Source organism: Streptomyces sp. NPDC001858, from assembly GCF_053594615.1.
The window spans coordinates 83517-101595 of the sequence record NZ_JBSFEV010000029.1 but is presented as its reverse complement, the minus strand read 5'-3'; the positions used below and the strand labels follow the sequence as shown (position 1 = coordinate 101595).

Below are 18079 nucleotides of genomic sequence, written 5' to 3'. Positions count from 1 at the left end.
CCGGGATTCGGGAGCACGAATGGATCTCGATAGGCTGACCACCCACCACGTTGCCGTACGGCAGAGGCGCGGCGCGTACGCAAGGAGGATCGAGAACTGATGGCAGGCAACTCGGACCCGCTCACGCCGCGGGCCAAGATCGCCGTGACCGCGGGCAAGGCGGTCGCAGCGGCATCTCGCGCCGCGGGGCGCGGCAGCGGTTCGGTGATCGGCGGCCGGGTGGCGCTCAAACTCGACCCCGACCTCCTCGCCCGGCTCGCCCAGAACCTGGACGTCATCCTCGTCTCGGCGACGAACGGGAAGACGACGACCACCAGGCTCATCGCCGAGGCCCTGCGGGCCGCCGGGCCGGTCGTGTCCAACGCGCTCGGCGCCAACATGCCGGCCGGCATCACCTCGGCCCTCGCGGGCGGTTCGGACTCGAAATACGGCGTCATCGAGGTCGACGAGAAGTACCTCGCGGGCGTGGCCCGGGACACCTCCCCCAAGTGCATCGCGCTGCTCAACCTCTCCCGCGACCAGCTGGACCGGGCCGCCGAGACGCGCATGCTCGCGGAGAACTGGCGTGAGGGGCTCGCCGGTTCGAAGGCGGTCGTCGTCGCGAACGCCGACGACCCGCTGATCGTGTGGGCCGCCTCCTCCTCGCCCAACGTGATCTGGGTGGCCGCCGGCCAGATGTGGAAGGACGACGCCTGGTCGTGCCCGTCCTGCGGCGGTGTCATGCAGCGGCCCGGCGACGACTGGTTCTGCGGTGAGTGCGGCTTCCGCCGGCCGCGGCCGAGCTGGGCGCTGTCCGGGGACCATGTGCTCGATCCGCACGGCTCCGCCTGGCCGATCCACCTCCAGCTGCCCGGTCGCGCCAACAAGGCCAACGCCGCCTCCTCGGCCGCCGTCGCCGCCGTCTTCGGGGTGCCGCCGCAGGTCGCGCTGGAGCGGATGTACCAGGTGCAGGCCGTCGCCGGACGCTATGACGTCGTCCAGTTCCAGGGCCGTGACCTGCGGCTGCTGCTGGCGAAGAACCCGGCGGGCTGGCTCGAAACGTTCAGCCTGATCGATCCGCCGCCCACCCCGGTGATCCTCGCGGTGAACGCGCGCGGCGCCGACGGCACCGACACCTCCTGGCTGTGGGACGTCGACTACACGCGGCTGACCGGCCACCCGATCTTCGTCCTCGGCGACCGGAAGCTGGACCTGGCGGTGCGCCTGGAGGTCGCCAACCAGCACTTCCAGGTGTGCGACAGCCTCGACCAGGCCGTGCAGCAGTGCCCGCCGGGCCGGATCGAGGTCATCGCGAACTACACCGCGTTCCAGGACCTGCGCCGCCGCGTCGGCAACTGACCACGAAGGACGATTCCATGAGCGACAACCAACTGCGGCTGGTGTGGATCTACCCGGACCTGCTGAGCACCTACGGCGACCAGGGCAACGCCCTCGTCGTCGAGCGCCGGGCGCGGCAGCGCGGTCTGGACGTGGCGCGGCTCGACGTGCGCAGCGACCAGCCGATCCCGACCTCCGGTGACATCTATCTCATCGGCGGCGGCGAGGACCGGCCGCAGCGGCTCGCGGCGGAGCGGCTGCGGCGGGACGCGCATCTGTACCAGGCGGTGCAGAACGGCGCGATCGTGTTCGCGGTCTGCGCCGGATACCAGATCCTGGGCCATGAGTTCGTCAACGACCTCGGCCAGCGCGAGCCCGGTCTCGGTCTGCTCGACGTGACCACCGTGCGCGGCGAGGGCGAGCGGTGCGTCGGCGACGTCCTCGGGGACATCGACCCGCGGCTCGGGCTGCCTCCGCTGACCGGCTTCGAGAACCACCAGGGCGTCACCCACCTCGGCCCGACGGCCCGTCCCTTCGCCCGCGTCCAGCTCGGCAAGGGCAACGGCACCGGCGACGGCACCGAGGGTGCCTACAACGACACGGTGTTCGGCACGTACATGCACGGGCCGGTCCTGGCGCGGAACCCGCTGATCGCGGACCTGCTGCTGAAGCTGGCGCTGGACGTGAACGCGCTGCCGCCGATCGACGACCGCTGGTACGAGGCGCTGCGCGGCGAGCGCATCGCGGCGGCGCAGCAGCCAGCCTGACCGGGCGCCGTTCACCTGATTGTCAGAGTGCCGTCAGCAGCCCGTCTGACGGTGCATCCGCACAGGTGAGCGGGCACGTCCAGCAGGCGGACGTGTGCTTCGGCCCCGCCCCCTCCTGCGGTTAGGGTGGCGGGGATTCGAGCCGGACAATGTGGTCCGGATCCGGCCCACGTGGAGAAGGTTGTTGCGGGCTATGCGCATTGGTGTCCTCACGTCCGGCGGCGACTGCCCCGGCCTGAACGCCGTCATCCGGTCCGTCGTGCACCGTGCCGTCGCCGACCACGGCGACGAGGTCATCGGCTTCCGGGACGGCTGGAAGGGCCTCCTGGAGTGCGACTACCTCAAGCTCGACCTCGACGCGGTGAGCGGCATCCTCGCCCGCGGCGGCACGATCCTCGGCTCCTCCCGGGTCCAGCCCTCGCATCTGCGGGACGGCGTCGAGCGCGCCCGCGGCCATGTCGCCGAGCTCGGGCTGGACGCGATCATCCCGATCGGCGGTGAGGGCACGCTCAAGGCGGCCCGGCTGATGTCCGACGCGGGGCTGCCCGTCGTCGGCGTGCCGAAGACCATCGACAACGACATCGCCGTCACCGACGTCACCTTCGGCTTCGACACGGCGGTCGGCGTCGCCACCGAGGCGCTGGACCGGCTGAAGACCACCGCCGAGTCTCACCAGCGGGTGCTCGTCGTCGAGGTCATGGGGCGGCACACCGGCTGGATAGCGCTGCAGTCCGGCATGGCGGCCGGCGCCCACGCCATCGTCGTACCGGAACGGCCCTTCGACGTGGAGGAGCTGGCCCGTCGGGTCGGCGAGCGGTTCGAGGCGGGCAAGCGGTTCGCGATCGTCGTCGCCGCGGAGGGGGCCAAGCCGAAGGCGGGCACGATGGCCTTCGACGAGGGCGCGAAGGACATCTACGGGCACGAGCGGTTCGCCGGGATCGCCCGGCAGCTCTCCGTCGAGCTGGAGAACCGGCTGGGGAAGGAAGCACGGCCGGTCATCCTGGGGCATGTCCAGCGGGGCGGTACGCCGACCGCGTACGACCGGGTGCTGGCGACCCGGTTCGGCTGGCATGCGGTGGAGGCGGTGCATCGCGGGGAGTTCGGGAACATGACGGCTCTTCGGGGCACCGACATCGTGATGGTGCCGTTGGCTGCCGCCGTGGAAACGCTGAAGACCGTGCCGGCGGATCGGTACGCGGAAGCGGAGTGCGTGCTTTAGCCGTCCGGCGGGTGCGGGTTTCGTTGTGGTTGCTCGCGCCGTTCCTCGCGCCCCTTGGGTCGGCATCCATGCCCCCGGTCGCAAGCGCGGCCGGGGGCGGTTCTACTCTGGTGGGCGGTCGGAAGCGTACAACCCCCCACGAATCAGGAGCTGCCCACAATGGATCACGGCGGGCACGGCATGACCATGGATCTGCCGCCGTTCACGCTGGGGCGAGGTCTTCAGTGGTCGGCGGATCCGTTCTTCCTCGTCGCCTGTCTGGTCGGGCTCGGGCTGTACGGGTGGGGGGTGCTGCGGCTGCGGCGGCGCGGGGACGCGTGGCCGGTGGCGCGGACCGTCTCGTTCGTCCTCGGGGTGCTCAGCATCATGCTCGTGATGTGCACCGCGCTGAACGACTACGGGATGGTCATGTTCAGCGTGCACATGGTGCAGCACATGGTGGTCAGCATGCTGTCGCCGATCCTGATCCTGCTGGGCGCCCCGATGACGCTCGCGCTGCGCGCGCTGCCGGCCGCCGGCCGGGACCGCAAGGGGCCGCGTGAGCTGCTGCTGATGCTGCTGCACAGCCGCTACATGCGGATCATCACGCATCCGGCGTTCACGATCCCGCTGTTCATCGCGAGTCTCTACGCGCTGTACTTCACGCCGATCTTCGACTTCCTGATGGGCTCCAAGACGGGGCACGTCGCGATGATGGTGCACTTCCTCGCGGTCGGCGTGGTGTTCTTCTGGCCGATCATCGGCGTGGATCCGGGTCCGACCCGGCCGGGCTATCTGATGCGGATGCTGGAGCTGTTCGCGGGCATGCCGTTCCACGCGTTCTTCGGCATCGCGCTGATGATGGCCTCGCAGCCGATGGTCGAGACGTTCGAGAACCCGCCCGCCTCGCTCGGCATCGACGCGCTCTCCGACCAGAACTGGGCCGGCGGCATCGCCTGGGCGTTCAGCGAGATCCCGTCCGTGCTGGTGCTGATCGCCCTGCTGTTCCAGTGGTACGGCTCGGAGCAGCGGCAGGCCAAGCGCAAGGACCGGGCCGCCGACCGGGACGGGGACCAGGAACTGGAGGCGTACAACGCCTATCTTGCGTCGCTCGACGCACGCGGGCGCTGAACCCGGGGCACCATGGAGGGACCGCCCTGTAGGGGGGCGGGCTGAGGAGGGTGTCGCGATGGCCGGTACCACGGACAGTTCGACGAAGACCATGGGGGTGCTCACCGTCGGCGGACTCGTCGCGGTGACCGCCTACACGGTGGCGCTCGGCAGCAACGGCTGGCTGTGGTTCGGCTGGGTCGTGCTGGGGCTGATCACCCTCGCCCTGATCGTGCTGCGGACGACGACCTGAGCCCGCGCGTGGCTACTCGCGGGTGAGGCGGGCCGCCGAGTGGACGCCCGGCTGGTACTTCGGCAGCCGGGCGGTGATCTTCATGCCCGCTCCGACGGCGGTCTCGATGACCAGGCCGTAGTCGTCGCCGTAGACCTGGCGCAGCCGGTCGTCCACGTTGGACAGCCCTATGCCGCCGGAGGGGCTGACCTCGCCGGCCAGGATGCGGCGCAGCGCGACCGGGTCCATGCCGGCGCCGTCGTCCTCGATCACGACGAGGGCCTCGGCGCCGGCGTCCTGCGCGGTGATCTGGATGTGGCAGGCGTCGGCCTTGCCCTCCAGTCCGTGCTTGACGGCGTTCTCCACGAGGGGCTGCAGGCAGAGGAAGGGCAGGGCCACCGGGAGGACCTCGGGGGCTATCTGGAGGGTGACGGCGAGGCGGTCGCCGAAGCGGGCCCGGACCAGGGCGAGGTAGTGGTCGATGGCGTGGAGTTCGTCGGCGAGGGTGGTGAAGTCGCCGTGCCGGCGGAACGAGTAGCGGGTGAAGTCGGCGAACTCCAGGAGCAGTTCGCGGGCCCGTTCGGGGTCGGTGCGGACGAACGAGGCGATCACCGCGAGCGAGTTGAAGATGAAGTGCGGGGAGATCTGGGCGCGCAGCGCCTTGATCTCCGCCTCGATCAGCTTCGTCCGGGACTGGTCGAGGTCCGCCAGCTCCAGCTGGACGCTCACCCAGCGGGCCACCTCGCCGGCGGCCCGGACCAGGACGGCGGACTCGCGGGGCGCGCAGGCGACGAGGGCGCCGTGCACCCGGTCGTCGACGGTGAGCGGGGCGAGCACCGCCCAGCGGACCGGACAGTCGGCGTGCTCGCAGCTGAGCGGGAAGGCCTCGCCCCGGCCGCTCTCCAGCGGCCCGGCGAGCCGCTCCATGATCTCGGTGCGGTGATGTGCGCCCACTCCGTCCCAGGCCAGCACCTCCTTCTCGTCGGTCAGGCACAGGGCGTCCGTGCCGAGCAGGGTGCGCAGTCTGCGGGCCGATCTGCGGGCCGTCTCCTCGGTGAGGCCGGCCCGCAGCGGGGGCGCGGCGAGGGAGGCGGTGTGCAGGGTCTGGAAGGTGGCGTGCTCGACCGGGGTGCCGAGGCCGCCGAGGCTCTGCGGGCGGGCGGTGCGGCGGCCCAGCCAGAAGCCGGCGGCGAGGAAGGGGAGGATGGCGATGCAGAAGCCCGCCAGGAAGTCGCTCATGCCTTCGCCTCCGCGGCCCGAAGCTCTTCCGCGGCCCGCAGCTCCTCCGTGCGCAGTTCCTCCGGGAGGTGGAAGCGGGCCAGGATCGCCGCCGTTCCGGCCGGGACCCGGCCCGGGGTGGCCAGGGAGACCAGGATCATGGTGAGGAAGCCGAGCGGCACGGACCACAGCGCCGGCCAGGCGAGCAGGGCGTGCAGTCCGCCGGTGCCGGGGAAGCCGGCCATGGTGGCGGCGACGGCGAGGAACGCCGAGCCGCCGCCGACCAGCATCCCGGCGGCCGCGCCGGGCGGGGTCAGCCGGCGCCACCAGATGCCGAGGACGAGCAGCGGGCAGAAGGAGGACGCCGACACCGCGAACGCCAGTCCGACGGCGTCGGCCACCGGCAGCCCGCCCACCAGCAGGCTCGCGGCGAGGGGTACGACCATGGCGAGCCCGGTGCCGAGCCGGAAGTGCCGTACGCCGCGGGTCGGCAGGACGTCCTGGGTGAGCACGCCGGCCACGGCCATCGTCAGCCCGGAGGCCGTGGACAGGAAGGCGGCGAAAGCTCCCCCGGCGACGAGCGCGCCCAGCAGGTCGCCGCCGAGGCCGCCGATCACCCGGTCGGGCAGCAGCAGGACGGCCGCGTCGGCGTCGCCGCCGAGGGCGAGCTCGGGGGCGTAGATGCGGCCCAGGGCGCCGTAGACGGGCGGCAGCAGGTAGAAGGCGCCGATGAGGGCGAGGACGGCGACCGTGGTGCGGCGGGCGGCCACTCCGTGCGGGCTGGTGTAGAAGCGCACGACGACGTGCGGCAGGCCCATGGTGCCGAGGAAGGTGGCGAGGATCAGTCCGTAGGTGGCGTACAGGGGGCGCTCCTCGCGGCCGACGGCCAGCGAGGTGGACATGCCGCCGTTGTTGCCGCGCTCGGCGACGGGCACGGCGGCGCCCTCGGCGAAGGTGAGGCGGGTGCCGCCCTCGATGCGGTGGGTGCCGGCGGGCAGGCGCAGCACCGCCTCGTGGTGCGGACGGCCGTCGACGCGGCCGTCCACGGTCACGGTCAGGGGGCTCTGCAGCCGGAGGTCCAGGGTGTCGTCGACCCGGACGACGCGCTGTTCGCGGAAGGAGGCGGGTTCGTCGAAGGCCTTCCGGGGGGCTCCGTCGCCCTGCCAGGCGAGGAGCAGGAACAGGGCGGGGACGAGGAGCGCGGTGAGCTTGAGCCAGTACTGGAAGGCCTGGACGAAGGTGATGCTGCGCATCCCGCCCGCGGCGACGGTGGCTGTGACGACCACGGCGACGATCAGAGCGCCGAGCGAGTCGGAGGCGCCCGTCAGGACGGTCAACGTCAGTCCCGCGCCCTGGAGTTGGGGCAGCAGGTAGAGCCAGCCCACGCCGACGACGAAGGCGCCCGCGAGCCGCCGGACCGACGGGGAGGCCAGCCGGGCCTCGGCGAAGTCGGGGAGCGTGTAGGCGCCGGAGCGGCGCAGCGGGGCGGCGACGAAGATGAGCAGGACCAGATAGCCGGCGGTGTAGCCGACCGGGTACCAGAGCATGTCCGGGCCCTGGACCAGGACCAGCCCGGCGATGCCGAGGAAGGAGGCGGCCGAGAGGTATTCGCCGCTGATGGCGGCCGCGTTGAGGCGGGGGCCGACGGTGCGGGAGGCGACGTAGAAGTCGGAGGTGGTGCGGGAGATGCGCAGGCCGAAGGCGCCCACGAGGACGGTGGCGACGACGACGAGGGCGACGGCGGGGACGGCGAACGTCGAGTTCATCGGGCGCCCTTCATCGGTCCTCGACCAGCCGGACGAAGTCCCGTTCGTTGCGTTCGGCGCGGCGCACGTACCAGCGGGCGAGCAGGACGAGCGGGGCGTAGAGGCAGAAGCCGAGGACCGCCCATTCGAGGCGGTGGGCGTCGGGCATCGCCGCGAAGAGCAGCGGCAGCGGGCCGACGAGGAGCGCGAGGACGGCTAACACCGTGAGTGCGGCGCGCAGTTGGGAGCGCATCAGGGAGCGGACGTAGGTGTGGCCGAGGGTGGTCTGCTCGTCGATCTCGGTGCGCGGGCGGTAGTAGCCGGAGGCGCGGCGGCGGGTACGGCGGGCGGGGCCGGAGACGACGACGCGCCGTTCGACGGGGTCCTGCGGCATGGCGCTACGGCCTCCTCATCAGCAGGTCCCGCAGTTCGCGGGCGTGGCGGCGGCTGACCTGGAGTTCCTCGCCGCCGACCAGGACGCTCACCGTGCCGGCGTCCAGGCGGAGTTCGCCGATGTGGCGCAGGGCGACGAGGTGGCGGCGGTGGATGCGGACGAAGCCGCGGGCGCGCCAGCGCTCCTCCAGGGTGGACAGGGGGATGCGGACGAGGTGGCTGCCGCGGTCGGTGTGCAGGCGCGCGTAGTCGCCGCGGGCCTCGACGTGGGTGATGTCGTCGACGGCCACGAAGCGGGTCACGCCGCCCAGTTCGACGGGTATCTGGTCCGGGTCGGGCTCGTGCACGGGGATGCGCGGGGCGGCGCCGCGCAGTTCGGCGGCGCGCCGCACGGCCTCGGCGAGGCGTTCCTTGCGGACGGGTTTGAGGACGTAGTCGACGGCCTTCAGGTCGAAGGCCTGGACGGCGAAGTCCTCGTGGGCGGTGACGAAGACGACCAGCGGGGGCCGCGCGAAGCCGGTGAGGAGCCGGGCCAGGTCGAGGCCGTCGAGGCCGGGCATCTGGATGTCGAGGAAGACGACGTCGATGGCCTCGGGGCCCGCGGGGCCGGACTCCAGGGCGCGGTTGATGCGGCGCAGCGCCTCGGTCGCGTCGCCGGCGCCCTCCACGCTGCCGATCCGTGGATCCGCGGTGAGCAGGTAGAGCAGCTCTTCCAGCGAGGGGCGTTCGTCGTCGACGGCGAGGGCGCGCAGCATGAACGTGGAGTGTAGGGGCGATCCGCACCGCTGGACATGTACCTGGGTGTGGACGTATGCGCTGGATACAGTGCCCGCATGAACAGCGCGACCGCCCCTTTCGACGAGCTCGACCGGAAGATCATCACCGCTCTGATGGCGAACGCCAGGACGAGCTTCGCCGAGATCGGCACGGCCGTGGGCCTGTCCTCGACGGCCGTGAAGCGCCGGGTGGACCGGTTGCGGGAGACCGGGGTGATCACGGGGTTCACGGCGACCGTGCAGCCGTCGGCGCTGGGCTGGCGCACGGAGGCGTACGTGGAGGTGTACTGCGAGGGCGCCGCGCCCCCCAGGCGGCTGGCGGAGGTGGTGCGCAACCATCCGGAGATCACCGCGGCGATGACGGTGACGGGCGGGGCGGACGCGCTGCTGCACGTGCGGGCGCGGGACGTGGAGCACTTCGAGAACGTGCTGGAGCGGATCCGGTCCGAGCCGTTCATCCGGAAGACGATCAGTGTGATGGTGCTGTCGCATCTGCTGCCGGAGAGTCCGGAGGCCGGAGCCACGCAGGTCGCACCAGACGTGCGCTGAGGCGGGTGAAGACGCAGGATTCCTGCGTGGACACGCAGCTCTTGTTCCTTGTCCGGCGTATCCCCCGCTTCGTACCGTGGTGTCAACCCTCAGTCGACACCGTTGGAAGCGGAGGAACCCCTCTGTGCCCGATTCTCCTGCGCTGCGCCCTCGGCGCTTTCTCGTCTGCGAACCCAGACACTTCGCCGTGCAGTACGCGATCAACCCCTGGATGCATCCCGACACCCCGGTCGACGTCGATCTCGCCCGGGGGCAGTGGCAGGCGCTGATCAGCGCCTATGAGGCCCACGGCCACACCGTGGACACCGTCGAGCCGGCGCCCGGGCTGCCCGACATGGTCTTCGCCGCGAACTCGGCGGTCGTCGTCGGCGGCCGGGTCTTCGGCTCCCTGTTCCACGCGCCCGAGCGGCGCGGTGAGTCCGTGCACTACGACACCTGGTTCAAGGCGGCCGGGTATGAGGTGTACCGGCCCGAGTCCGTCTGCGAGGGCGAGGGCGACCTGGTGTGGACGGGCCGGTACATGCTGGCCGGCACCGGGTTTCGGACCACCCGGGAGGCGCACCGCGAGGCGCAGGAGTTCTTCGGCCACCCGGTGATCAGCCTGACCCTGGTCGACCCGCACTTCTACCATCTGGACACGGCGCTGTTCGTGCTGGACGAGGAGCACGATTCAAACATCGCCTACTTCCCGGAGGCCTTCTCGCCCGGCAGCCGCGAGGTGCTGGCCCGGCTGTTCCCGGACGCCGTGCTGGCCACCCGGGACGACGCGCTGGCGTTCGGGCTGAACTCCGTCTCCGACGGCCGCCATGTCTTCATCGCGCCGCAGGCCGAGGCGCTCGCCGCCCGGCTCGGCGAGCACGGTTACCTTCCCGTCCCCGTCGATCTGTCGGAGTTCCACAAAGCCGGCGGCGGCATCAAGTGCTGCACCCAGGAGATCCGCTCATGACCGCGCCCGTCGTCCCCCCGCGTTCGTCCGCCGCCGACTCGGCGCGCTCCTCCGACGAGCTGATCCGCGCCGAGGGCCCGGTGCTCGCGCACAACTACCATCCGCTGCCCGTGGTCGTCGCGCGCGCCGAGGGCGCCTGGGTGGAGGACGTCGAGGGCCGCCGCTACCTCGACATGCTGGCCGGCTACTCGGCCCTCAACTTCGGCCACCGCCACCCGCTGCTGATCGAGGCGGCCCACCGCCAGCTGGACCGGCTGACGCTGACCTCCCGCGCCTTCCACAACGACCGGCTGGCCGAGTTCGCCGAGCGGCTCGCGGAGTTGACCGGCCTGGACATGGTGCTGCCGATGAACACCGGCGCGGAGGCGGTCGAGAGCGCGGTCAAGGTGGCCCGCAAATGGGCGTACGAGGTGAAGGGCGTGCCGGCCGACCGGGCGACGATCGTGGTCGCCGCCGAGAACTTCCACGGCCGCACGACGACCATCGTGAGCTTCTCGACGGACGAGACGGCCCGGGCCGGGTTCGGGCCGTTCACGCCGGGTTTCCGGGTCGTCCCGTACAACGACCTGGCCGCGCTGGAGCGGGCCGTCGACGAGACCACGGCGGCGGTGCTGATCGAGCCGATCCAGGGCGAGGCGGGCGTCGTCATCCCCGACGACGGCTATCTCGCCGGGGTGCGGGAGCTGACCCGGCGGGCGGGCTGTCTGTTCGTGGCGGACGAGATCCAGTCCGGGCTCGGGCGCACCGGGCGGACGCTGGCCCTGGAGCACGAAGGGGTGGTGCCCGATGTGCTGCTGCTCGGCAAGGCGCTGGGCGGCGGGATCGTGCCGGTGTCGGCGGTGGTGGCCCGGCGCGAGGTGCTGTCGGTGCTGCGGCCGGGCGAGCACGGGTCGACGTTCGGCGGCAATCCGCTGGCGGCCGCGGTCGGCACGGCGGTGGTGGAGCTGCTGGAGACGGGCGAGTTCCAGCGCCGGGCGGCCGAGCTGGGCGTCGTGCTGCGGGACGGGCTGACCGGGCTGGTCGGCAAGGGCGTCGTCGGCTTCCGGTCGCGCGGGCTGTGGGCGGGCGTGGACGTCGACCCGGCCGTCGGCACCGGCCGTGCGGTGAGCGAGCGGCTGATGCGGGAGGGCGTCCTGGTCAAGGACACCCATGGCTCGACGATCCGGCTGGCGCCGCCGCTGACCATCACCGGCGAGGAACTGGCCACGGCGCTGGCCGCGTTGGAGCGGGTGCTCACGCAGGGCGCCTGACCGGCCCGCCGGCCACCGGGAGCCGGCCGGGTACGGCGTTCGGTCGTCCCGGTCGCCCTCCCGGGTGGCTCAGCCGCTGTCGTGCAGGCAGGGTGAAGATTGGGTCAGGAGGTGGTAGACCACTCTCAGCGACAGAGAGGTCGACCGTGGGCACACACGACGAGGACGACGTTGCCCGCCGGCGGTTCGACGTGGCGGACACCGCGCCCCTGCTGCTCGACATGCGGGGCGCGGTCACGAGCTGGACCAGGGACGCCGAGCGGTTGCTGGGATATCCGGCCACCGAGGCCGTGGGCCGGTCCCTGGCCGGGTTGCTCACCCACGCGGACGCCGCGCGGCTGCCGGACGTCCTCGACCGGTGCCGTCGGGAGGGCGGCTGGGCGGGACTGCTGTCGGCCCGCCGGATGGACGGCCGGGCGATCCCGGTGATGACCCGGATCACCTCGGCGCACGAGCCCGGCGGCCCGGCGCGCTGGCTGGTGCTGATGAACGAGATGGGCGACGCCCCCGGCTGGAACATGAGCCGGTCGATGCTGGAGCAGATGATCGCCGGCTCCCCGGTCGGCATAGCGATCGTGGACACCGACCTGCGCTATGTGTGGTCGAACGCGGCTCTCTCCCGGTTCGGCGGCGGCCCGCCCGAGCACCGGCTGGGGCTGCGGCTGGCCGATGTGCAGCCGGGGCTCGACTCCGAGGCCGTAGAGGCGCAGATGCAGCGGGTGCTGGAGAACGGCGAGACCGTCGTCGGGTACGAGCACCTGGGGCATGTCCAGGCCGCGCCGCACCGGGAGACGGCGCACATGCTGTCGTTCACCCGGCTGGACGACGACCACGGCAGCCCGATGGGCGTCTACTACACGGTCGTGGACATGACCGAACGGCATCGTGCCCGGCAGCGGCTCGCGCTGCTCGACCGGGCCGGCCGGCACATCGGCCGCAGCCTGGACATCGCGCGGACCGCGCAGGAGCTGGCGGACGTGGCCGTGCCGGAGTTCGCCGACGCCGTCACCGTGGACCTGCTGGAGCCGGTGCTGCGCGGCGCGGAGCCCGCGCCGGGGCAGGCGGCGGACGGCCCCGGGGGCTCCGTCACGCTGCGCAGAGCGGGCCGGCGCACGGCCCACGGGCCCGAGGCGCCGGCCGGCACCCCCGCCGTCGTGTACCCGGCCGGTTCGCCTCCGGTGCGCGTCCTGGTCGGCGGGCGGCCCTGGCGGGTCGAGCGGCTCGACCCGCCGGACGCGCTCGGCCCGGAGTGGGCGGCGGATCCGCCCGCCGGGTCCGGGCCGCCCAGCGCCCTGATCGTGCCGGTCCGGGCCCGCGGCGCCGTCCTGGGCGTCACCACGTTCCTGCGCGACGACCGGCGCGAGCCCTTCGACGCGGACGACCTGGCCCTGGCCGAGGACCTCGTCTCACGGGCCGCCGTCTGCGTGGACAACGCCCGCCGGTACACCCGCGAGCGCGACGCGGCGCTGGTGCTCCAGCGCAATCTGCTACCCCACCGGCTGCCCGAGCAGGACGCCGTCGAGGCGGCCGCCTGCTACCGGCCGGCCGACGAGCTGACCGGCCTCGGCGGGGACTGGTACGACCTGATCCCGCTGTCCGGGGCCCGGGTGGCCCTGGTGGTCGGCGAGGTCCCCGGGCACGGCATCGACGCCGCAGCGGCCATGGGACGGGTGCGGACAGCGGTGCGCACCCTCGCCGCCCTGGACCTGCCGCCGGAGGAGGTCCTGGCGCATCTCGACGACCTGGTCGCCCGGATGGACCACGAGGAGCGCGTGGCGCACGGGGCCGAGCCACGGAGGGAACGGACGCAGTCGGTCGGCTCCGCGTGCGTGTACGCCGTCTACGACCCCGTCGACGGGCGGTGCGCGATGGCCGCCGCCGGGCAGCCCGCCCCGGCCGTCGTCCTGCCCGACGGCACCGTGCACTTCGTCGAGCTGCCCCCGGCGGCGCCGCTCGGCTCGGGCGGGCCGCCGTTCGAGTCGACGGAGCTGACCCTGCCGGCGGGCAGCATGCTCGCGCTGCACACGGACGGGCTGCTGGCCCGGGGCGAGGACTGGGCGCTGGACACCGGCCGGGAACGGCTGCGGCGGGCCCTGGAGCGGTCGGCGGACACGCTCGAACTGCGCTGCCGGGCGGTGATCGACGCCCTCGTCCCGGACCGTCCGCACGACGACGTCGCCCTGCTGATGGCCCGGACCCACCGGCTGGCCGCCGACCGGGTCGCCGACTGGGAGCTGCCCGCCGACCCCGCGGCGGTCGCCGAGGCCCGCAAGACCGCGAGCCTGCAACTGGCCCAATGGGGACTCGCCGAGCTGTCGTTCACCACCGAGCTGGTCGTCAGCGAGCTGGTCACCAACGCGATCCGCTATGCCACCGGGCCGATCCGGCTGCGCCTGATCCGCGAGCGCACGCTGTTCTGCGAGGTCTTCGACGGCGGCGCCACCGCACCCCATCTGCGCCATCCGCGCGCCACCGACGAGGGCGGCCGCGGACTGCTGCTGGTCTCCCAGGTCACCCAGCGTTGGGGCACCCGGTTCCTGGGTGAGGGGAAGGTCATCTGGGCCGAGCAGTCGCTCACGGACCCCGGCGGGTGACAGACGAGCCGCCTCACGCCACCTCACGTCACCGCACGTGAGAAAATATGACAAAACCGGCGGATGGGGCGCTAGCCATGAACGACACGGCGATCGACTACGCGGCGGTGTTCCAGGCCCTGCCGGGCATGGTGGCGCTGTTGACGCCCGAGCTGCGGTACGCGGACGCCAACGAGGAGTTCCTGCGCGTGGCGGGCCGCAAGCGCGAGCGGATGATCGGCCGGCACCTCTTCGACGTCTTCCCCGACAACCCCAACGACAAGACCGCCAACGGCATGCGCAACCTGGAGGCCTCGCTGCGGCGGGTGCTGGCCACCGGCGCCCGGGACACCATGGCGCTGCAGCGCTACGACGTCGAGTCGGCCGAGCGGCCCGGCGAGTGGGAGGAGCGCTACTGGAGCCCGGTCAACGCGCCGGTGCACGGCCCGGACGGGTCGGTGGTGCTGCTGGTGCACCGCGTCGAGGAGGTCACCGAGCTGATCCGGGCCCGCGGCGGCCGCGGGGCGGGCGGGGCCGGACCGCGGGCGGGCAGCCGGGGGCGCGTCCTGGAGGCCGAGCTGTACACCCGCGCCCGGGAGCTCCAGGAGCTCAACGAGCGGCTGCGGCTGGCCCACGCGCGGGAGCGCGAGGTGGCCCTCGCCCTCCAGGAGGCGATGCTGCCGGCCCGACGCCAGGTGGGCCATCACCGGGCGGCCGTGCGCTACCGGCCGGCGGTCGGCGCGCTCAACGTGTGCGGGGACTGGTACGACCTGGTCGACCTCGTCGGCGGCGACCGCATCGGCGTGTCGGTCGGCGACGTCGTCGGACACGGTCTGGCGGCAGCCGGGGTGATGGGCCAGCTGCGCAGCGCGCTCAGCGCGGCCTCCCGGGTGGCCGCGGGCCCGGCCGAGGCCCTGAACGTCCTGGGGCGGTACGCGCATGTCGTGGACGGCGCCGAGTCGGCCACCGCGGTCACCACGTTCATCGACTTCGACGACCACACCATCACCTACAGCAGCGCCGGGCATCCCCCGCCGGTCCTCGTGCACACCGACGGCCGCGTGGAGTTCCTCGACCGGGCGACCGACCCCCCGCTCGACGCCCAGCCCACCCCGGTCCCCCGCCCGCAGGCGCGCACCGCCTTCGCCGACGGCGCCACCCTCGTCCTGTACACCGACGGACTGGTGGAACGCCGGCACGAGGACATCGACACGGGCGTGGGCCGCCTCGCCGACGCCCTCGCCCGGCATCGGGAGGACGATCCCGAAACCCTGGCCGACGCCGTCCTGTCGGAGCTTCTGCCGCCCGGCGGCGCAACCGACGACACGGCCCTCGTCGTCGTACGGCTGTGACGGCCGCGACGGCCAGGGGCTGCCGCGGGGCCGGACCGCCACGGTTTCGGCCGTCGCCGCCTGCCCCTACACTGACAGCCCACACCATGCCGGTTGACCTGCTGGAACGCGGCGAAGAGCCGATCCGCCGGACTCGAGGAGCGACTCCCTTGTTCTACTACCTCCTGAAATACGTGGTGTTGGGACCGCTGCTGAGACTGCTCTTCCGACCCCGAATAGAGGGCCTGGAGCATGTGCCGGACACGGGAGCCGCCATCGTCGCGGGCAACCATCTGTCGTTCTCGGACCACTTCCTGATGCCCGCGATCCTCAAGCGCCGCATCACGTTCCTCGCGAAGGCCGAGTACTTCACGGGTCCCGGCCTCAAGGGCCGGCTGACCGCGGCCTTCTTCCACAGCGCGGGGCAGATCCCGGTCGACCGCTCCGGCAAGGACGCGGGCCAGGCCGCGATCCGCGAGGGCCTCGGGGTGCTGAGCAAGGACGAACTGCTCGGCATCTACCCGGAGGGCACCCGCTCGCACGACGGCCGCCTCTACAAGGGCAAGGTCGGCGTCGCGGTGATGGCCCTCAGGTCCCAGGCGCCGGTGATCCCCTGCGCGATGATCGGCACCTTCGAGGCGCAGCCGCCCGGCAAGGTGATCCCGACCCTGCACCCCGTGGTGATCCGCTTCGGCAAGCCGCTCGACTTCTCCCGCTACCTCGGCATGGAGAACGAGAAGGCGGTGCTGCGCGCGATCACCGACGAGATCATGTACGCGATCCTGACCCTGTCCGAGCAGGAGTACGTGGACCAGTACGCGGCCGTCGCCAAGGCGGAGGAGACCGCGGCCAGGGCGGCGGCCAAGGCTGCCGAGAAGGCGGCGGGGAAGACGGGCGAGAAGCCGGAGAAGGAACGCAGGTTCCCGCGGCTGCCGTCGCGCTGACGGACCGTCGCAACGCAAAAGGGGCGGCCGGATCGATCCGGCCGCCCCTTTGCTGTGCTGTCCGTCCGTGACCGTGGCTACGGCTTCGGCGTGGCGTGCGGTGCGCAGGTCACGTCCTTGGCGTCCAGCCGGCCGGTGAGGAGGTAGGCGTCCACCCGGGTGTTGATGCAGGTGTTGACCAGGCTGGTCACGCCGTGGGAGCCGGCGTCCTTCTCGGTGATCAGGCGGGAGCCCTTGAAACGCTGGTGCAGTTCGACGGCGCCCTCGTAGGGGGTGGCCGCGTCCCGCTCGGACTGCACGATCAGCACCGGCGGCAGACCCTTGGCCGTCTTGACGTTCACCGGCGTCCGCTGCTGGACCGGCCAGGTCGCGCAGGGCAGGTTGAGCCAGGCGTTGGCCCAGGTCATGAACGGGTAGTTCTTGTGGAGCGCGGTGTTGTCCCGGTCCCACTTCTTCCAACTGGTGGGCCACTTGGCGTCGGTGCACTCGACGGCCGTGTAGACGGCGTTGCCGTTCTCCGCCGCGATGTTGCCGGCCGTGTCGCTCAGGTCGGGGGCCGCCGCGTCCACGAGGGCCTGGGTGTCCCCGGCGAAGTACTGGCTGAAGACCGTGGCGACCGGGATCCACGAGGAGTCGTAGTACGGGGCGCTCTGGAAGAAGCCGATCAGCTCGGCCGGGCCGACGACCCCGCCGATGGGGTTCTTCTTCGCGGTGGCGCGCAGTTCGAGCCACTTGGCCTGGACGGCGGCGCGGGTGGTGCCGAGGTGGAAGGTCGCGTCGTTGGCGGCGATCCAGTCCTGCCAGTCCTTCCAGCGGCCCTCGAAGGCGACGTCCTGGTCGAGGTTGGCCTCGTACCAGATCTTCTCGCGCGAGGGGTTGACCACGCTGTCGACGATCATGCGGCGCAGATGGCCCGGGAACATGGTGCCGTAGACGGCGCCGATGTAGGTGCCGTAGGAGACGCCCAGGAAGTTGAGCTTCTTCTCGCCGAGGGCGGCGCGGATGACGTCCAGGTCGCGGACGGTGTTCGGGGTGGTCATCTGCGCGAGCACGGCCTTGCCGGTGCGCTCGGCGCACCCTTCGGCGTACTCACGGGCCAGCTTGCGCTGGGCGAGCTTGTCGGCCTCGCTGTCCGGGACCGGGTCGGCCTTGGGCGCCTTGACGAACTCCTGCGGGTCGGCGCAGGAGATGGGCGCGGAGTGGCCGACACCGCGCGGGTCGAAGCCCACGAAGTCGTAGGCCTTGGCCACGTTGGTCCAGACGGGGGCCTTGGTGGTGACCCGGCGCGGGAAGCGCAGCCCGGAGCCGCCGGGGCCGCCGGGGTTGTAGACGAGCGCGCCCTGGCGCTCCGCGGGCGTGCCCGTGTTGCCGATGCGGTCGACGGCGAGCTTGATCTGCTTGCCGTTCGGCTTGGCGTAGTCGAGCGGCACGGTGACCCAGCCGCACTGGATCGGCTTCTCCAGGCCCCAGTCGGCCGGGCAGTCCTGCCAGTCGATGCCCGCCTTCGCGGCGCGCTCGGCGGCGATGGCCGCGCCCCGGGCCTCGCGGTCCTGCCCCGGACGGCTGCTGGTCGCGCTCGCCGTGGGCGCCGCGACGGCGCCGGCGATCAGCGCGCCGGCGACGAGTACGCCTGCCGAGCCGATTGCGGCGACGCGCTTGTTCGGTCGTATGTCCCTCAAGTGGGCCCTCCCCCTGCCTGGTTACTGCCTGGCTTGTGTCAGCAGGGGGGA

At 72.3% G+C, this 18079-nt stretch carries 16 protein-coding genes; 11 read left to right on the top strand and 5 right to left on the bottom strand.

What is annotated here, in order from left to right; genetic code table 11:
* The first annotated feature begins 99 nt into the window (after positions 1-99).
* The 5 genes from ACWCPF_RS32160 (at position 100) to ACWCPF_RS32140 (ending at position 4645) form a co-directional block, all read left to right on the top strand.
* Positions 100-1338 (top strand): MurT ligase domain-containing protein, encoded by a 1239-nt coding sequence (locus tag ACWCPF_RS32160; protein WP_451048621.1) that lies wholly within the window; start codon positions 100-102, stop codon positions 1336-1338.
* A 17-nt stretch (positions 1339-1355) separates the two neighbouring features.
* Positions 1356-2084 (top strand): type 1 glutamine amidotransferase, encoded by a 729-nt coding sequence (locus ACWCPF_RS32155; RefSeq protein ID WP_451048620.1) that lies wholly within the window; start codon positions 1356-1358, stop codon positions 2082-2084.
* A 193-nt stretch (positions 2085-2277) separates the two neighbouring features.
* A complete protein-coding gene (locus tag ACWCPF_RS32150) occupies positions 2278-3303 on the top strand; it encodes a 6-phosphofructokinase (protein ID WP_451048619.1) in 1026 nt (341 codons plus the stop codon).
* Between the two features lie 159 nt (positions 3304-3462).
* Positions 3463-4413 (top strand): cytochrome c oxidase assembly protein, encoded by a 951-nt coding sequence (locus tag ACWCPF_RS32145; protein ID WP_451048618.1) that lies wholly within the window; start codon positions 3463-3465, stop codon positions 4411-4413.
* A gap of 58 nt (positions 4414-4471) precedes the next feature.
* Complete coding sequence (locus ACWCPF_RS32140) at positions 4472-4645, top strand: hypothetical protein (protein ID WP_451048617.1); 174 nt, start codon at positions 4472-4474, stop codon at positions 4643-4645.
* 12 nt (positions 4646-4657) lie between these two features.
* Here the strand turns inward: ACWCPF_RS32140 and ACWCPF_RS32135 are convergent, their stop codons facing one another.
* From ACWCPF_RS32135 to ACWCPF_RS32120, 4 genes are read right to left on the bottom strand one after another with little or no spacing between them, the layout of a single operon-like run.
* Positions 4658-5863, bottom strand: a complete 1206-nt coding sequence (locus ACWCPF_RS32135) for a sensor histidine kinase (RefSeq protein ID WP_451048616.1) — start codon at positions 5861-5863, stop codon at positions 4658-4660.
* Positions 5860-7608, bottom strand: a complete 1749-nt coding sequence (locus ACWCPF_RS32130; RefSeq protein ID WP_451048615.1) for a sodium/solute symporter — start codon at positions 7606-7608, stop codon at positions 5860-5862. Before ACWCPF_RS32130 ends, ACWCPF_RS32135 begins: the two co-directional genes overlap by 4 nt.
* A gap of 10 nt (positions 7609-7618) precedes the next feature.
* Entirely contained in the window at positions 7619-7981 is a 363-nt protein-coding gene (locus ACWCPF_RS32125; protein ID WP_451048614.1) for a hypothetical protein, read from the bottom strand.
* 4 nt (positions 7982-7985) lie between these two features.
* Entirely contained in the window at positions 7986-8735 is a 750-nt protein-coding gene (locus ACWCPF_RS32120) for a LytR/AlgR family response regulator transcription factor (protein ID WP_451048613.1), read from the bottom strand.
* Positions 8736-8813: 78 nt separating this feature from the next.
* Here ACWCPF_RS32120 and ACWCPF_RS32115 point away from each other — a divergent pair, with 78 nt between their 5' ends.
* From ACWCPF_RS32115 to ACWCPF_RS32090, 6 genes are all read left to right on the top strand, one after another.
* Entirely contained in the window at positions 8814-9305 is a 492-nt protein-coding gene (locus ACWCPF_RS32115) for an Lrp/AsnC family transcriptional regulator (RefSeq protein WP_451048612.1), read from the top strand.
* A 124-nt stretch (positions 9306-9429) separates the two neighbouring features.
* The gene (gene ddaH / locus ACWCPF_RS32110; RefSeq protein WP_451048611.1) at positions 9430-10251 is read left to right on the top strand and encodes a dimethylargininase; all 822 of its coding nucleotides are present in this window, start codon (positions 9430-9432) and stop codon (positions 10249-10251) included.
* Entirely contained in the window at positions 10248-11501 is a 1254-nt protein-coding gene (gene rocD, locus ACWCPF_RS32105) for an ornithine--oxo-acid transaminase (protein WP_451048610.1), read from the top strand. Before ddaH ends, rocD begins: the two co-directional genes overlap by 4 nt.
* Positions 11502-11647: 146 nt before the next feature.
* A complete protein-coding gene (locus ACWCPF_RS32100) occupies positions 11648-14095 on the top strand; it encodes a SpoIIE family protein phosphatase (protein WP_451048609.1) in 2448 nt (815 codons plus the stop codon).
* A 77-nt stretch (positions 14096-14172) separates the two neighbouring features.
* Positions 14173-15426, top strand: coding sequence for a PP2C family protein-serine/threonine phosphatase (locus ACWCPF_RS32095; RefSeq protein WP_451048608.1), 1254 nt, complete (start codon positions 14173-14175; stop codon positions 15424-15426).
* Positions 15427-15575: 149 nt separating this feature from the next.
* On the top strand, positions 15576-16349 hold the full coding sequence (locus ACWCPF_RS32090; protein WP_451048607.1) for a lysophospholipid acyltransferase family protein: 774 nt from the start codon (positions 15576-15578) through the stop codon (positions 16347-16349).
* A 77-nt stretch (positions 16350-16426) separates the two neighbouring features.
* On the opposite strand, the gene ACWCPF_RS32085 is transcribed toward ACWCPF_RS32090, so the two are convergent.
* Positions 16427-18028, bottom strand: a complete 1602-nt coding sequence (locus ACWCPF_RS32085; RefSeq protein WP_451048606.1) for an alpha/beta hydrolase — start codon at positions 18026-18028, stop codon at positions 16427-16429.
* Positions 18029-18079: the final 51 nt, after the last annotated feature.

Coding starts and splice junctions, on each gene's coding strand:
- ACWCPF_RS32160 (WP_451048621.1), top strand. CDS start 100: ATGGCAGGCAACTCGGACCCGCTCACGCCGCGGGCCAAGATCGCCGTG.
- ACWCPF_RS32155 (WP_451048620.1), top strand. CDS start 1,356: ATGAGCGACAACCAACTGCGGCTGGTGTGGATCTACCCGGACCTGCTG.
- ACWCPF_RS32150 (WP_451048619.1), top strand. CDS start 2,278: ATGCGCATTGGTGTCCTCACGTCCGGCGGCGACTGCCCCGGCCTGAAC.
- ACWCPF_RS32145 (WP_451048618.1), top strand. CDS start 3,463: ATGGATCACGGCGGGCACGGCATGACCATGGATCTGCCGCCGTTCACG.
- ACWCPF_RS32140 (WP_451048617.1), top strand. CDS start 4,472: ATGGCCGGTACCACGGACAGTTCGACGAAGACCATGGGGGTGCTCACC.
- ACWCPF_RS32135 (WP_451048616.1), bottom strand. CDS start 5,863: ATGAGCGACTTCCTGGCGGGCTTCTGCATCGCCATCCTCCCCTTCCTC.
- ACWCPF_RS32130 (WP_451048615.1), bottom strand. CDS start 7,608: ATGAACTCGACGTTCGCCGTCCCCGCCGTCGCCCTCGTCGTCGTCGCC.
- ACWCPF_RS32125 (WP_451048614.1), bottom strand. CDS start 7,981: ATGCCGCAGGACCCCGTCGAACGGCGCGTCGTCGTCTCCGGCCCCGCC.
- ACWCPF_RS32120 (WP_451048613.1), bottom strand. CDS start 8,735: ATGCTGCGCGCCCTCGCCGTCGACGACGAACGCCCCTCGCTGGAAGAG.
- ACWCPF_RS32115 (WP_451048612.1), top strand. CDS start 8,814: ATGAACAGCGCGACCGCCCCTTTCGACGAGCTCGACCGGAAGATCATC.
- rocD (WP_451048610.1), top strand. CDS start 10,248: ATGACCGCGCCCGTCGTCCCCCCGCGTTCGTCCGCCGCCGACTCGGCG.
- ACWCPF_RS32095 (WP_451048608.1), top strand. CDS start 14,173: ATGAACGACACGGCGATCGACTACGCGGCGGTGTTCCAGGCCCTGCCG.